The 15,890-nt window shown below is 69.7% G+C and carries 11 protein-coding genes; 10 read left to right on the forward strand and 1 reads right to left on the reverse strand.

Features of this window, described 5'->3' with window-relative positions; translation table 11 throughout:
• The first annotated feature begins 196 nt into the window (after positions 1-196).
• From ITP53_RS45765 to ITP53_RS45780, 4 genes are read left to right on the forward strand one after another with little or no spacing between them, the layout of a single operon-like run.
• Entirely contained in the window at positions 197-1,111 is a 915-nt protein-coding gene (locus tag ITP53_RS45765; protein WP_195901750.1) for an LLM class F420-dependent oxidoreductase, read from the forward strand.
• Between the two features lie 44 nt (positions 1,112-1,155).
• Positions 1,156-2,655, forward strand: coding sequence for a 3' terminal RNA ribose 2'-O-methyltransferase Hen1 (locus ITP53_RS45770; protein ID WP_195901751.1), 1,500 nt, complete (start codon positions 1,156-1,158; stop codon positions 2,653-2,655).
• Entirely contained in the window at positions 2,639-5,101 is a 2,463-nt protein-coding gene (locus ITP53_RS45775; RefSeq protein ID WP_195901752.1) for a polynucleotide kinase-phosphatase, read from the forward strand. The genes ITP53_RS45770 and ITP53_RS45775 overlap by 17 nt, the downstream gene beginning before the upstream one ends.
• Before the next feature lie 42 nt (positions 5,102-5,143).
• Positions 5,144-6,541, forward strand: a complete 1,398-nt coding sequence (locus tag ITP53_RS45780; protein WP_195901753.1) for a sugar porter family MFS transporter — start codon at positions 5,144-5,146, stop codon at positions 6,539-6,541.
• Positions 6,542-6,609: 68 nt separating this feature from the next.
• Here the strand turns inward: ITP53_RS45780 and ITP53_RS45785 are convergent, their stop codons facing one another.
• Positions 6,610-7,431, reverse strand: a complete 822-nt coding sequence (locus ITP53_RS45785; protein ID WP_195901754.1) for a CAP domain-containing protein — start codon at positions 7,429-7,431, stop codon at positions 6,610-6,612.
• A 554-nt stretch (positions 7,432-7,985) separates the two neighbouring features.
• Between ITP53_RS45785 and ITP53_RS45790 the strand changes: the two genes are divergently transcribed.
• From ITP53_RS45790 to ITP53_RS45815, 6 genes are all read left to right on the forward strand, one after another.
• Positions 7,986-9,743, forward strand: coding sequence for an ABC transporter substrate-binding protein (locus ITP53_RS45790; RefSeq protein WP_195901755.1), 1,758 nt, complete (start codon positions 7,986-7,988; stop codon positions 9,741-9,743).
• Positions 9,744-9,819: 76 nt separating this feature from the next.
• Complete coding sequence (locus tag ITP53_RS45795) at positions 9,820-10,815, forward strand: ABC transporter permease (RefSeq protein WP_195901756.1); 996 nt, start codon at positions 9,820-9,822, stop codon at positions 10,813-10,815.
• Positions 10,812-11,696, forward strand: a complete 885-nt coding sequence (locus tag ITP53_RS45800) for an ABC transporter permease (RefSeq protein ID WP_195901757.1) — start codon at positions 10,812-10,814, stop codon at positions 11,694-11,696. The genes ITP53_RS45795 and ITP53_RS45800 overlap by 4 nt, the downstream gene beginning before the upstream one ends.
• Positions 11,693-12,634, forward strand: a complete 942-nt coding sequence (locus tag ITP53_RS45805) for an ABC transporter ATP-binding protein (RefSeq protein WP_195901758.1) — start codon at positions 11,693-11,695, stop codon at positions 12,632-12,634. The genes ITP53_RS45800 and ITP53_RS45805 overlap by 4 nt, the downstream gene beginning before the upstream one ends.
• Positions 12,634-13,509: an ATP-binding cassette domain-containing protein gene (locus ITP53_RS45810; protein WP_195901760.1), complete on the forward strand. Its 876-nt coding sequence runs from the start codon at positions 12,634-12,636 to the stop codon at positions 13,507-13,509. Before ITP53_RS45805 ends, ITP53_RS45810 begins: the two co-directional genes overlap by 1 nt.
• A 10-nt stretch (positions 13,510-13,519) precedes the next feature.
• Positions 13,520-15,871: a glycoside hydrolase family 2 protein gene (locus ITP53_RS45815; protein ID WP_195901759.1), complete on the forward strand. Its 2,352-nt coding sequence runs from the start codon at positions 13,520-13,522 to the stop codon at positions 15,869-15,871.
• Positions 15,872-15,890: the final 19 nt, after the last annotated feature.

Raw genomic sequence — 15,890 nt, forward strand, 5'->3', positions numbered from 1 at the left:
GCTGCGGTGAGCGCGAGCGCCCCCAGGATGGTGAGGGGACGCGGGAGCATGCCCGGTTCTTTCTTGTGTCGCGACATGGATCACTCCAAGTGATCAGACGACTACGTAGAGCGCTCGACCGAGAACATTAGCAAGGATTCACGCCGCGGTGCGGGCCTTTTACGGTTCACGCCCGCCTTGTGCGGATAATGGCGTCATGAAGCTGCGGATCTTCACCGAGCCCCAGCAGGGCGCGACATATGACGACCTGCTCGCGGTCGCCCAGGCCACCGAACGCCTGGGATTTGATGCTTTCTTCCGGTCTGACCACTATCAACGCATCGGTGCCGGCGACCCCGGCCCCGGCTCCACCGACGCCTGGATCACTCTGGCCGGCCTCGCCAGGGAGACCTCGCGGATCCGGCTGGGCACCCTGGTGACGCCGGCCACGTTCCGCCTGCCAGGGCCGCTGGCGATCAGCGTCGCGCAGGTCGACCAGATGAGCGGCGGCCGGGTCGAACTCGGCTTCGGCACCGGCTGGTACGACGGTGAGCACGCGGCGTACGGCATCCCGTTCCCGCCGGTGGCGGAGCGGTTCGGCCGGTTCGAGGAGCAGCTGGAGATCATCACCGGTCTGTGGACGGCGGAGAAGGGCTACTCCTTCGAGGGCAGGTACTACCGGCTCGCCGACTCGCCCGCGCTGCCCAAGCCGGCGCAGCGGCCACGGCCGCCGTTGATCATCGGCGGGGTCGGGGCCAAGCGCACGCCGCGGCTCGCGGCGACGTACGCGGACGAGTACAACGTGCCGTTCCACACGCTGGCCGAGACGGGAGAGGCGTTCGCCAGGGTGCGTGCGGCGTGCGAGTCGACGGGACGCGACGTGCTCCTCTCGGCGGCGCAGACCGTCGTCGTCGGCGCCGACCTGGCCGAGGTCGAGCGGCGTGCGGCCGCCATCGGGGAGGACCCCGTCGCGCTGCGCGAGGCCGGCCTGGCCGGCACCCCGGCCGAGGTGGTGGCGAAGCTCGGGAAGTTCGCCGAGCTGGGCGCCGAGCGGGTCTACCTGCAGGTGCTCGACCTGGCCGATCTCGAGCACCTGGAGCTGATCGCCGCCGAGGTCCTCCCGCACGTGTAGTAATCGAATGGCGGCGCTTTGCGGGGTTACGGCAGACTTGGGGCGTGCTGCTGACGATCACGACCACCGCGAATCCCGCCACCGATCTGGGCTTTCTCCTGCACAAGCATCCCGAGCGCGTGCAGGAGTTCAGCCAGTCGTTCGGCACGGCCACGGTGTTCTACCCGGAGGCGGACGACCGGCGCTGCACGGCGGCGCTCATGCTCGAGGTCGATCCCATCGCGCTGGTCAGGTCCAGGGGCAAGGGCTCGCCCGACTTCAGCCTGTCGCAGTACGTCAACGACCGGCCGTACGCGGCCTCGTCGCTGCTGGCCGTGGCGCTGGGCAGCGTGTTCCGCACCGCGCGGGCGGGCCGTTGCGCGGCCCGTCCCGAGCTGGCCGGCGCGGCCCTGCCGCTGGAGCTCCGGCTGCCCGCGCTGCCCTGCCGGGGTGGCCCCGACCTGGCGCGGCGGTTGTTTGAGCCGCTGGGGTGGGAGGTCGGCGCGCAGGCGCTGCCGCTCGACGACGGCTTCCCCGAGTGGGGCGATTCACGATATGTCCGGCTTGATCTGCGCGGGACCGTGCGCCTCGCCGACGCGCTCAACCACCTGTACGTGTTGCTGCCGGTGCTCGACGACGGCAAGCACTACTGGATCGCGCCCGACGAGGTCGACAAGCTGATCAGGGCCGGCGCCGGGTGGCTGCACGGGCATCCGGAGCGCGGCCTGATCACCCGGCGTTACCTGGGGCGGCGCTGGTCGCTGGCCCGTACGGCGCTGGCCAGGCTGGCCGAGCTGGGCGACGAGACGGAGGAGCAGCTGGAGCCCGCCGTCGAGGAGGACGCCCCGCCGGAGGAGACGGCCGCCGACGAGGTCGCCGCCGCCGAAGCCGAAGCCCACACCGCCCCTCCCGAGGAGGTGGTCCCGGAGGAGGTGGTCCCCGAAGAGGTGGTCAAGGTCAAGCCGCTGAACGTCCGGCGGCGTGAAGCCGTGCTCGCCATGCTGGCCGAGCTCGGCGCCGTGAGCGTGATCGACCTGGGCTGCGGTCAGGGCGACCTGGTCGGCGCGCTGCTGGCCCAGCCCAGGTTCGCCAAGGTCGGCGGCATGGACGTGTCCTCGATGGCGCTCACCATCGCCGCCCGCAAGCTGCGCCTGGACCGCATGCCCGACAGCAGGCGTGCCAGGCTCACCCTGTTCCAGGGCGCGCTCACGTACACCGACAGGCGCCTGTCCGGCTACGACGCCGCCGTGCTCATGGAGGTGATCGAGCACGTCGACCCGCCCCGCCTGGCCGCGCTCGAACGCGTCGTGTTCGGCCACGCCAAGCCGGGACACGTGCTCGTCACGACCCCCAACATCGAGTACAACGTGCGGTACGAGTTCCTGACCGGCCTGCGCCACCCCGACCACCGCTTCGAGTGGACCCGCGCCGAGTTCGCCGCGTGGGCCACCGGGGTGGCCGGCCGGTACGGCTACCAGGTCGCGTTCGAGCCGGTCGGCGAGGACGACCCCGAGGTCGGCCCGCCCACCCAGATGGGAGTGTTCACCCGTGATCAGCGTTCCTGAGCTGTCCCTCGTGGTGCTCGTCGGAGTGTCGGGCAGCGGGAAGTCGACGTTCGCGAGGAAGCACTTCAAGCCCACGCAGGTGATCTCCTCCGACTTCTGCCGCGGCCTGGTCTCCGACGACGAGAACGACCAGTCGGCCACCCCGGCGGCGTTCGACCTGCTGCACCACATCGTCGGCGTGCGCCTGGCCCGCGGCCTGTTCACCGTGGTCGACGCCACCAACGTCCAGTACGCCGCCCGCAAGAGCCTCATCGACCTGGCCAGGAAGCACGACGTGCTGGCCGACGCGATCGTCCTGGACGCGCCGGAGGAGGTGGCCATCGAGCGCAACGCCGGCCGCCCCGACCGCGACTTCGGCCCCGGCGTGGTGATCCGCCAGCGCAAGGACCTGCGCCGCTCGCTCGGCAAGATCTCGGGCGACGGGTTCAGGAAGGTTCACGTGCTGCACGGGCTCGACGAGATCGAGCAGGCCGGGATCACGTACGAGAAGGCGTGGTCCGACAGGACGGACCTGACCGGCCCGTTCGACGTCATCGGCGACGTGCACGGCTGCCGCGCGGAGCTGGAGACGCTGCTGGGCGAGCTGGGCTGGCGGGGGCTGACGCACCCGGAGGGCCGTACCGCCGTGTTCGTCGGCGACCTGGTGGACCGCGGGCCCGACACGCCCGGCGTGCTGCGGCTGGTGATGGACATGGTCGAGGCCGGCACCGCGATCTGCGTGGCCGGCAACCACGAGCAGAAGCTCGTACGCGCGCTCAACGGCCGCAAGGTCAAGGTCGCGCACGGCCTGCAGGAGTCGCTCGACCAGCTCGCCGCGCAGCCACCCGAGTTCGTGGACCGGGCGCGGACGTTCATGGACGGCCTGCTCAGCCACTACCGGCTGGACGGCGGCCGGCTCGTCGTCGCGCACGCCGGGCTGAAGGAGGCATACCACGGCCGCGCCTCCAAGCGGGTGCGCGCCTTCGCGCTCTACGGCGACACCACCGGCGAGACCGACGAGTACGGCCTGCCGGTCCGCTACCCGTGGGCCGACGAGTACCGAGGCCGGGCGATGGTCGTCTACGGCCACACGCCCACGGTCAGGTCGGAGTGGATCAACAACACGATCTGCCTGGACACCGGCTGCGTGTTCGGTGGCGAGCTGACCGCGCTGCGCTACCCCGAACGCGAGCTCGTCCAGGTCCCCGCCGAGAAGACCTGGTACGAGTCCGTCAAGCCGCTGGGCGCCGCCACCACCCGCGATCCGGGCATGCTGGACATCAACGACGTGATCGGCACCCGGTACGTCGAGACCAGGTTCGGCCCCCGGGTCAAGGTCATGGAGCAGAACGCGGCGGCGGCCCTGGAGGTCATGAGCCGGTTCGCGGTGGATCCGCGCTGGCTGCTCTACCTGCCGCCGACCATGGCCCCGCCAGAGACGTCCCGGCTCGACGGCTACCTGGAGCACCCGCACGAGGCGTTCGAGGAGTTCGCCGCCGCGGGGGTGGCCGAGGTCGTGTGCGAGGAGAAGCACATGGGCTCGCGGGCGGTCGCCGTGCTGGCCAGGACGCCCGAGGTGGCCGCGGAACGGTTCGGCGTGACGGACGGCGGCGTGGGCGCCGTCTACACGCGTACCGGGCGGCCGTTCTTCAACGACACGGCGCCGCTCGTGGAGCGGCTGCGCGGGGCCTGCGAGCCGCTCTGGGCCGAGCTGGGCTCGGACTGGGTGGTGCTCGACTGCGAGCTGCTGCCCTGGTCGGCGAAGGCCGGCGAGCTGATCAGAGCACAGTACGCCTCCGTCGGGGCGGCCGCGCGCGCCGCGCTGCCCGAGGCGGTCTCGGCTCTGGAGGCGGCGGCCGGGCGCGGGCTGGGTGTGGGGGATCTGCTTGACCGCACCCGGCGCCGCTCAGGGAACGCTGCCCTGTTCAGGGACGCCTATGCGCGTTACTGCTGGCCGGTCGACGGGCTGGAGGGGATCCGGCTGGCGCCGTTCCAGATCCTGGCCTGCGAGGGGCGGGCCACGGCGCTGGAGCCGCACGCCTGGCACCTGTCCACGCTGGCGCTGCTCGACTCGCCGCTGATCACCGCGACCCGGCACGTGGTCGTCGACCTCGGCTCGCCGCGGTCGCGGGCAGAGGCGACCGCGTGGTGGGAGTCGATGACGGCGGCGGGCGGCGAGGGCATGGTGGTCAAGCCGGCCGCGTACACGCCAGGCCGGGTCCAGCCGGGGATCAAGGTGCGCGGGCGCGAATACCTGCGGATCATCTACGGCCCCGACTACACCGAGTCGCTCGACGTGCTGCGCAGGCGCTTCCTCGGCAAGAAGCGCTCGCTGGCGCTGCGCGAGTACGCGCTCGGCCTGGAGGCGCTGTCCCGGCTGGCGGACGGCGAGGCGGGCTGGCGCGTGCACGAGCCGGTCTTCGCGGTCCTCGCCCTGGAGTCGGAGCCGGTCGACCCCCGCCTGTGAACAAAGCCCGGGTAAACAGGTGATCCGCGGGTAAGGACCCGCATGGTTATTCGGCACACCCATCATGAACATCTGGGCCACGTGGTGTTCATCACGGCGGCCGCGGCCATCGGCGGATTCCTGTTCGGGTACGACAGCTCCGTCATCAACGGCGCGGTCGTCGGCATCCAGCGGCACTTCCAGGTGGGCGCGGTCCAGACCGGGCTGGTGGTGGCCATCGCGCTGCTCGGCTCCGCCGTCGGGGCGTGGGCGGGCGGCGGGCTGGCCGACCGGTGGGGGCGCACCCGGTCCATGCAGGTGGCGGCGCTGCTGTTCGCGGTCAGCTCTATCGGGCAGATGCTGCCGTTCGCCATCTGGGACCTGGCGCTGTGGCGGGTGATGGCGGGCTTCGCGATCGGCATGGCGTCGGTGCTCGGTCCCGCGTACATCGCCGAGGTTTCGCCGCCCGCCTACCGTGGCCGGCTGGGGTCGTTCCAGCAGCTCGCCATCGTGCTCGGCATCGCGGTCTCGCAGCTCGTCAACTACCTGATCGCGCAGCTCGCCGGCGGCGAGGTGAACAACCATCTGGGGCCGCTGCAGGCGTGGCAGTGGATGCTGGGGGCCTGCGCGGTGCCCGCCCTGCTCTACCTGCTGTTCGCCCTGGCCATCCCGGAGTCCCCGCGTTACCTGGTCATGTCGGGGCGCACCAAGCGGGCGCGCGAGGTGCTGGCCGAGGTCGAGGGGGACGTGGCCCTCGACGACCGCATCGCGGAGATCCAGAACGTGCTCAGGACCGAGCGCGTGCCGGGGCTGAAGGACCTGCGCGGCCACGCGTTCGGGCTGCTGCCGATCGTCTGGATCGGCATCGCCCTGTCGGCCTTCCAGCAGCTGGTCGGCATCAACGTGATCTTCTACTACTCGTCGGTGCTGTGGCAGTCGGTCGGCATCAACCAGGCGGACTCCCTGCTGATCAGCTTCTCCAGCTCGATCATCAACATCGTCGGCACCTTCATCGCGATCGCGCTGGTGGACAGGATCGGGCGCAGGCCGCTGCTGATGATCGGTTCGGCCGGGATGGCGATCGGGCTGGCCACCGCCGCGTGGGCGTTCAGTGCGGCCAGGATGGCGGACGGCGCGGTCTCGCTGCCCAGCCCGCAGGGTCCGATCGCGCTCGTCGCGGCCAACGTGTTCGTGTTGTTCTTCGCCCTGTCGTGGGGCGTGGTGGTGTGGGTGCTGCTGGGGGAGATGTTCCCGAACCGGATCCGCGCCGCCGCCCTGGGCGTCGCCGCCGGGGCCCAGTGGATCGCCAACTGGGCGGTCACGGTGTCGTTCCCGGCGCTGTCGGAGTGGAACCTGCCGCTCACGTACGCCGCGTACGCGCTCTTCGCCCTCCTGTCGTTCGGCTTCGTGGCGAAGTGGGTCAGGGAGACCAAGGGCCGCAAGCTGGAGGAGATGGGCTGATCGGTGAGGGGGCCAGGGTCCGATGGCCCTCATCGGACCCTGGCCGCTTCGCCGGCCGGCCAGAGTGGTTACCGGCCGGCGAAGTCCTGGGTCCAGTAGATCCCGTAACGGGAGCTGCTCCGAGCCGCGCCGACCCCGATGAGGGTCAAGGAGCAGTTCATGATGTTCTGCCGGTGCCCTGGGCTCTCCATCCAGCCCTGGACCACCGCGGCGGCGGTGGGCTGGCCGGCGGCGATGTTCTCGGCGAAGGTGGTTCCGCCGCTGAAGCCGGCCGCCCTGATGCGGTCCATGAAGTCACGGCCGTCCTGGGACTCGTGGTCGAAGTAGCCCTTCGCCGCCATGTCCTTGGAATGGCCGAAGGCGGCGGCGCGCAGTTGCGGGTCGTGCTTGAGCGGCCGGCAGCCGCCCTTGGCCCGCTCGGCGTTCGTCAGCCGGACGACCTCGTTCTCCATGGCCGTGCCGACCGTGCCTGCCGTGCCGGAGGACGGCGGTTTGGCCTGTGTGGGGGAGCAGGACAGCTTGACCGGCTTGGATCTGACGGTGTGGCCCAGGTAGTCGGTGGCGAACGCGTAGTAGGTGCCGGGCTTGCACGGCTGGGCGAGGGTGATGGGGCCCTCCTTGGTCGCGCCGCTCTTGACGACCGGGTCACGGCCAGGGACGGCGCGCAGGATACGGATACGGAACAGCGCGGGCTGCAGGCAGCCGCGCCGGGTGGCGGTCGATTCGATCTTGCCGGTGTCGTTGAGCCGGGGTTTGGCCACGCTCACGCGGCATCGGGCTTCCGCTGACATCGCGGCCTCGTCGGCCGTGACAGCCTCGGCCGCGGTGATCGGCGGGCAGAGAGCCACCGCGCTCACCAGACCGGCGAGTACCCCAAGGGGTCTACGCATAGCGGGTTCCTCCAGTTGCGATAGACGCTGGATGGTTGGGCATTCTGTCGGGGCCGCAACCGACTTGTCATGAAAATAGAGACATTTCTGTGATCTGAGAGGTAAACCACAGTGGCCTGAGAGACGTCTAAGGCCCCTGCGACGCGGCTGCCAGGCGGGGCCGGAAACCCGCCCGCTCTCAGAGGGTTGAACCGGTTAGCCACCCGGCCCACCGGAGCGACGTCCTGCCTGCACACGCCGCATTCCGCCCTATTTTCCGGCCGTGGGAGCGGTTGCTCACCCTTCGTCTCGAAAGCGTCACGACCCTTGACGGCGCGGACACGCGGAATTTACGTTCGCGGTACTTATCCGGTTCAGCAGGTCGTGTGCGATCTGCCCTACCTGAAGAGTGATCGCTCACCGGTCTCGACGGCGGGAGTGCTCGCGTAACTCGTGGGAGCGCTCCCAGCAGGGCTCTCCCGGGCGGCGCGGGGCCCGTACGAGCCCGGTCCATCGGGGGTGTCCAAGCAGACGTGCGAACCTTCGCGCCGGGCGCGGAGGGAAGGAGAGAAGCAATGCGTAACCGGGCTCGGATCATGATTCCGCTCGCGGCGGCGGGCCTCTTCGCCGCGGCCTGCACCGGGGGCGGATCCACACCGACCCCGCCTGCCTCCCAGCCGCAGAGCCAGGGCGCGGTGGCCAGCGCCAACCCGGACCAGTTGCCCCGAAACGAGACGCTCTACACGACGGGCACCCAGTGGGGTCCCGCGCCCAACTTCAACCCGATCAGGGAATGGGACTCGGCGGTCGGCACCAAGGGCCTGGTCTACGAGACGCTGTTCCACTACGACACGAACGCGGGCAAACTGACGCCATGGCTGGCGGCCAGTGGCACGTGGGTGGACGACACCACCTACGAGCTCAAGCTCAGGCCCGGGATCAAGTGGGCCGACGGGCAGCCGTTCACCGCCACGGACGTCGTGTTCTCCTTCGAGCTGGGCAAGATGGAGACGATCCCGTACCACCAGGTGTGGGAGTGGCTGGAGAGCGCGGAGGCCACGGACGACCAGACCGTGAAGTTCACCTTCTCCAAGGCCAACTACCAGCAGTGGGACTTCATGCTCTACACCCGCTCGATCGTCCCCGAGCACATCTGGAAGGGCCGCTCGGAGCAGGAGGTCCTCGACGGGGTCAACGAGAACCCGGTCGGCACGGGCGCGTACACGTTCATGAGCAAGGGCCAGGACCGTGTGGTGCTGCAGCGGCGCGATGACTGGTGGGGCAAGGCGACGCTCAACATGGAGCCGAAGCCGCGCTACATCGTCGACATCGCCACCCCGAGCAACGAGGTGGCGATGGGCATGCTGCTGCAGAAGGGCCTCGACCTCAGCAACAACTTCCTGCCCGGCGTGGCCAACCTGGTCCAGGGGAACTTCGGCCTGACCACGTACTACAAAGAGCCTCCTTACATGCTCTCGGCCAACACCGCCTGGCTGGTGCCCAACACGACGAAGAAGCCGATGAACGACCCGGCCTTCCGGAAGGCGCTGGCCTCCTCGGTCAACGTCAAGCAGATCGTCGAAAGCGTGTACGGCAACCTCGTCAAGGCCGCCAGCCCGACCGGCCTGCTGCCTCAGTGGGACGAGTACGTGGACCAGAGCGTGGTCTCCGCCTCAGGCTTCACCTTCGACACCGCCAAGGCCGAGAAACTGCTGTCGGACGCCGGTTACCGGGACACCGACGGCGACGGGTACGTGGAGAACAAGGACGGCTCCAAGATCAACCTGTCCCTCATCGTGCCGTCCGGCTGGACGGACTGGATGGAGGCGGCCAGGTCCATCTCGGCCGCCGCCAAGGAAGGCGGCATCCAGATCACGCCTGACTTCCCCGACAGCAACGCACTGGTGGAGAGGCGTGTCGAGGGCGACTTCGACCTGTTGATCAACAACGAGCGGCAACTGTCGAACTCGCCGTACACCTACTACGAGTACATGTTCCAGCTCCCGATCAGGAAGCAGCAGAACACGGTCAACTTCGCCAGGTACGAGAACGAGAAGGCGTGGGACCTCGTCCAGCAGCTCGACCAGGTCAAGACCGACGACGTCGAGGGGATGAAGAAGATCACCTCGCAACTCCAGCAGATCCATCTGGACGACATGCCGGTCATCCCGCTCTGGTACAACGGCCTCTGGGCGCAGCACAGCACCACCGTGTGGAAGAACTGGCCGGCCGCCGACGGCAGCGCGCCCAAGACCGGCGCCGTGATGTGGCGCAACTGGTTCGAGCTGGGCGGCTTCGAGACGCTCACCCAGCTCCAGCCCGCGGCCTCCTGAGTTCCTGACCGAACGAACCCCTTCCCTCCGCCCCCAGAACCCCGGGGGGTGGAGGGCCTTCACGGAGATACTGAACGTGCGTCGTTATTTCGGCAGGAAACTCCTCATCTACGGACTGACCTTCTTCGTCGCCGTCACGGTCAACTGGATGATCCCGCGCTTCATGCCGGGCGACCCGGTCGCCAGCATGATCGCGCGGGCCAACGTCACCAACACCGAGGCCGTGGAGGCGATGCGGGCCTACTACAGCTCGCTGTTCGGCTTCGACCAGCCGCTGTGGCAGCAGTACCTCAACTTCTGGGGCGCGCTCTTCAGCGGCGACTTCGGGATCAGCATCTGGCTGTTCCCCACCCCGGTCAGCGCCGTCATCGCGGGCGCGGTGCCGTACACGCTGGCGCTGATCATCCCGTCCGTGCTGCTGAGCTGGGTGGTGGGCAACCGGTTCGGCGCGTACGCCGCCCGGCGCAAGCTCCTCGACAACACCGTGCTGCCGGTCGGGTACGTCCTGACGGCGATGCCGTACATGTGGCTGGCGGTGCTGCTGGCCTGGACGTTCGGCGTGATCGCGGGCCTCTTCCCCGTCGCCGGCGGTTACAGCTTCTCGATGCGGCCCAACTGGTCGTGGACGTTCGTGCTCGACCTGCTGCACCACTGGACGCTGCCGTTCCTGTCGCTGTTCCTGGTGGCGCTGGGCGGCTGGGCGATCGGCATGCGCAACATGATCATCTATGAGCTGGAGTCCGACTACTCCAACTACCTGTCCGCGCTCGGCGCGCCCTCCAGGCTGATCCGCAGGTACGCCTTCCGCAACGCCGTCCTGCCCCAGATCACCGGCCTGGCCCTGCAACTCGGCACCCTGGTGGCGGGCGCGCTGGTCACCGAGATCGTCTTCGCCTACCCCGGCCTCGGCAGCCTGATACTCAAGGCCATCCAGAACAAGGACTTCTTCCTCCTCCAGGGCACGTTCCTGTTCATCGTGCTCGGGGTATTGATCGCCAACTTCATCATCGACATCGTCTACGTCGTGGTCGATCCGCGTACCAGGGCGGGAATGGCGGGTGCGCAGGCATGACGGCACTCCAGGAAGTCGCCCCGCGCGAGCGGGAGGGCGTGCGGCGCGAGGCGCTCTACTTCGCGGTGCGCAACGGCAAGCTGATGGCCGGGCTGGGCATCGTGCTCGCCCTGCTCGTGCTCGGGCTGGTCGGGCCGCTGCTGGTCGACGCCGCCCCCAACGAGTACGGCCCCCGCCCCATGAGCCCGCCCTCGGCCGAGAACTGGTTCGGCACCACGACGTTCGGCCAGGACATCTTCGCCCAGTTCGTGCACGGCCTGCGCAGCACCTTCGCCGTGGGCGTGGTCGGCGGCGGCATCGCCGCGATACTCGGCATGCTCGTCGGCTTCGTCGCCGGTTACCTGGGCGGCATCGTCGACGAGGTGCTCAACATGCTGACCAACATCATCCTGGTCATCCCCACCCTGGCCGTGCTACTGATCATCAACGCCTACCTGGGCATCAGGAGCGTGGCCGTGCAGGGCCTGTTCATCGGGCTGACGTCGTGGCCGTGGGCGGCGCGGGCGATCAGGGCGCAGACGTTCTCGCTGCGTACCAGGGAGTTCGTGGACCTGGCCAGGATGAGCGGTTCGGGCACCTGGAAGATCATCACCAGGGAGATCGCCCCGAACATGAGCTCCTACCTGTTCATGACGTTCATCCTGCTGTTCGGCGGCTCGATCCTCATCGCGTCCTCGCTGGACTTCATCGGCCTCGGCCCCACCGAGGGCACCTCGCTCGGCCTGATGCTGCAGAACGCCAACCAGTGGAGCGCGCTCCATCTCGGCATGTGGTGGTGGTTCATCCCGCCGGGCGCCGCCATCACCGCCATCGTGGGCGCCCTGTACGTGGCCAACGTCGGGCTCGACGAGGTCTTCAACCCGAAACTGAGGGAGACATGAGTCTGCAGGTCAGCGAGCTGAGGGTGTACTACAGGACGCTCAGGGGCGAGGTGCGCGCGCTCGACGGGATGTCCTTCGACCTGGCCGACGGCGAGATACTCGGCCTGGTCGGCGAGTCCGGCTGCGGCAAGAGCACCCTCGGCAAGAGCCTGATCCGGATGGACGGCCGGATGCGCCGCATGGGCGGCCGGGTCGTGCTCGACGGCGCGGAGCTGCCGATCGACGACGACCGCGCGATGAACGACTTCCGCTTCCGCGAGGTCTCCCTCATCCCGCAGTACGCCATGAGCGCGCTCAACCCCACCCGCAAGATCCGCAAGATGGTCGGCGAGCTGCTCAGCTCGAGGGGGGTGGCGCTGGACACCGCCGAGCTGGAGCGCCGCATGGACCAGGTCGGGCTGCCGCGCGAGGTGCTCGACCGCTACCCGATCGAGCTGTCCGGCGGCATGAAGCAGCGCATGGTGATGGTCATCTCCACGCTGCTCGACCCGTCCCTGCTGATCGCCGACGAGGTCACCTCCGCGCTCGACGTCTCCACCCAGAAGGCCGTCGCCCGCGCCCTGCTCGGCTTCCGCGACAGCGGCTACGTCAAGAGCATGATCTTCGTCACCCACGACATCGCGCTCACCCACCACATCGCCGACACGATCATGGTCATGTACGCCGGCAAACTGGCCGAGAAGGCCCCCGCCGACGTGATCGTCAAGGCGCCCCGGCACCCGTACACCAGGCTGCTGCTCGAATCGCTGCCCGAGGTCGGCGTCCGCTACACCGAGCGCAGGCTGGAGGGCATCGCCGGCAGCCCGCCCTCACTGCTCGACCCGCCCACCGGCTGCCGCTTCCGGGACCGCTGCCCCATCGCGGGCGAGGAGTGCGCCGAGGAGCCGCCGGTGACCGAGATCGCGCCCGCCCACCACGTCGCCTGCTGGAAGGCATGATGCTGAGAATCCAGGACGTCACCAAGCAGTTCAGGGTCGGCGCCTTCGGCGGCAAGAGTGTCACGGCCGTCCAGAACGTGAGCTTCGAGGTCGCGCCGGGCGAGGTCGTCTCGCTGATCGGGGAGAGCGGCAGCGGCAAGAGCACCATCGGCCGCCTGATCCTCGGCCTCAGCCCCGCCACCAGCGGCTCGATCACCTTCGACGGCCTGCCGGTCAAGAGCGGCAAGGAGTACTACCGCCGCATCCAGGGCATCTTCCAGGACCCGTTCAGCTCGTTCAACCCTGTGTTCAAGGCCGACCGCGTGTTCGGCATGATCAAGGAGGCGTACTTCCCCGCCGTCCCCGGGCCCGAGTGGTCGGAACGCGTCGAGCAGAGCCTGCGCGACGTGCGGCTCAACCCCGGCCAGGTGCTCGGCAAGTATCCCCACCAGCTCAGCGGCGGCCAGCTCCAGCGGCTGCTGATCGCCCGCGCACTGCTGCTGGACATCAAGCTGCTGGTGGCCGACGAGATCACCAGCATGCTCGACGCCTCCACCCGCATCGACGTGCTCAACCTGCTGGCCGAGCTGAAGTCCAGGGGACTCGGCGTGCTGTACATCACGCACGACCTCTCGCTGGGCAACTACCTGGCCGAGCGTACGGTGGTGCTGCGCCGGGGGAGCGTGGTGGAGATGGGGCTGACGGAGCTGGTCTTCGGCGACCCGCTGCACCCGTACACGCGCGAGCTGCTGTCGGCCGTGCCGCGCCTGCACGAGCCCTGGGACGACGCCGCGACCGTGGACACCTGCCTCTACCACGAACGGGGCGCGTCCGGTGGGCTGCTGGAGGCCGAACCCGGCCATCTCGTGGCGTGCGCCCAGCTCGAAACCTGCTAAGGAGACCTTCTTGACGTACCGTCCGCTGCACGACGGCTGGACCCTGTCGTCGCGGGACCTCGCGACCGTGCCCGCCAGTGTGCCCGCCAGTGTGCCCGGCTGTGTGCACACCGACCTGCTCGCGGCCGGGATCATCGAGGATCCCTACCTGGACGACAACGAGCACCGGCTGGCCTGGATCGGCCGCACGGAATGGACCTACCGCACCACCTTCACCTGGTCACCGGACGAGCACGAGCGGACGGACCTGGTGTGCGAGGGGCTGGACACGGTCGCCACGCTCACCCTCAACGGCGTACGCATCGGCGAGACCGCCAACCAGCACCGCTCCTACCGCTTCCCCGTCCGCCACCTGCTGCGCGACGGCGACAACGAGCTGACCGTCCACTTCGGCTCCGCCTACGCCTACGCGGAGGAGCGGCGGGCGGCGCTGGGGGCGCGGCCCGGCGCGTACGACGAGCCCTACCCCTTCATCCGCAAGATGGCCTGCAACTTCGGCTGGGACTGGGGGCCCACGCTGGTGACGGCCGGCATCTGGCGGCCGATCGGCCTGGAGAGCTGGAGCGGTGCCCGGCTGGCCGAGGTCCGCCCGCTCACGCACGCCGACGGTATCGTGGACGTGCACGTACGCGTCGAGCGCACGACCGAGGACCCGCTCACCCTGTCCGCCGAGATCGCCGGGATAACCGCGGAACAGCGCGTCGACGGCCGCGACGCCGTCCTCTCGCTCAAGGTGCCCGACGCCGAGACGTGGTGGCCCCGAGGGTACGGCGACCAGCCCCGCTACGACCTGACCGTCCGGCTCGGCGAGGCGGAGTGGCACGGCAGGATCGGGTTCCGCTCGGTGGAGCTGGACCGCGAGGCGTTCAGGCTGACGGTCAACGGCGTGCCGGTGTTCGTCAGGGGCGTCAACTGGATTCCCGACGACTGCTTCCCCGCCCGCGTCACCCGGGAGCGCCTGGCCGAGCGGTTCGGGCAGGCCGCCGCCGCCGGGATCAACCTGCTGCGGGTCTGGGGCGGCGGCCTCTACGAGAGCGACGACTTCTACGACCTTGCCGACGAGCTGGGCCTGCTCGTGTGGCAGGACTTCCCGTTCGCGTGCGCGGCCTACCCGGAGGAGGAGCCGTTCCGCTCCGAGGTCGAGGCGGAGGCCAGGCAGCACGTCGCCAGGCTCGCCACGCACCCGAGCCTGGTCCTGTGGTGCGGCAACAACGAGAACCTGGAGGGCCACGCCGACTGGGGCTGGCGGGACGAGCTCGGCCACCGGAGCTGGGGCGCGGGCTTCTACCACGACCTGCTGCCGTCGATCGTCGCCGAGCTCGACCCCACCCGCCCCTACTGGCCGGGCAGCCCCTACTCCGGCGCGCCGGCCCTGCCCCCGAACGACCCCGCCGCCGGCACCGTCCACATCTGGGACGTCTGGAATCGCGCGGACTACACCCGCTACGCCGCCTACAAGCCGCGCTTCGTGGCCGAGTTCGGCTTCCAGGGGCCGCCCGCGTACGCCACCCTGCGCAGGGCCTCCTCTCACGAGCCGCTGACGCCGGACTCATCCCACCAGAAGGCGATCGACGGGCAGGCCAAGCTGCTGCGCGGCCTGGGCGAGCACCTGCCGCAGCCGGGGACGTTCGAAGACTGGCACTACTACACGCAGGTCAACCAGGCGCGGGCGGTGGCGTTCGGGGTGGAGCGGTTCCGGTCGCTGATGCCGTACTGCATGGGGACGATCGTCTGGCAGCTCAACGACTGCTGGCCGGTCACGTCCTGGTCGGCGGTCGACGGCGACGCACGGCGCAAGCCCCTGTGGTACGCCCTGCGCCGCGCCTACGCCGACCGCCTGCTCACCCTCCAGGACGGCGAGCTGGCCCTGGTGAACGACGCCGCCGAGCCGTGGACCGGCGAGCTGCACCTGGTGCGGCGGGCCGTCTCCGGCGAGCCGCTGGCCAAGGAGGTCGTCGCCGTCCGCGTGGAGCCGCGGTCGGTGACCAGGGTGGCGCTGCCTCCGTCCGTCGCCGTCCCCGGCGACCCGGCGGGCGAGCTGCTGTCGGCCAGGTTGGGCGGCGGCCGCCTGGTGGCGTTCTACGCCGAGGACACGGCCGTGGCGCTCCCGCCGGCGGCCTACGAGGCGCACGCCGAGCGGTCGTCCGGCGGCTACCGGGTGACCGTGACCGCGACCAGCCTGCTGCGCGAGCTGGCGATCTTCCCGGACCGGCTCGACCCGGACGCCTCCGTGGACGACCAGCTCGTCACCCTGCTGCCAGGGGAGAGCGCCGTCTTCCACGTCACCACCGCGCGAGAGTTGACCCCCCAGGAACTGACCGGCTTCCCCGTCCTACGCTGCCTCAACGAGCCCAAACCCTGACCTCCACCCCACCCCACCC

The sequence above is a fragment of the Nonomuraea cypriaca genome (assembly GCF_015645445.1).
Taxonomy (GTDB): domain Bacteria; phylum Actinomycetota; class Actinomycetes; order Streptosporangiales; family Streptosporangiaceae; genus Nonomuraea; species Nonomuraea cypriaca.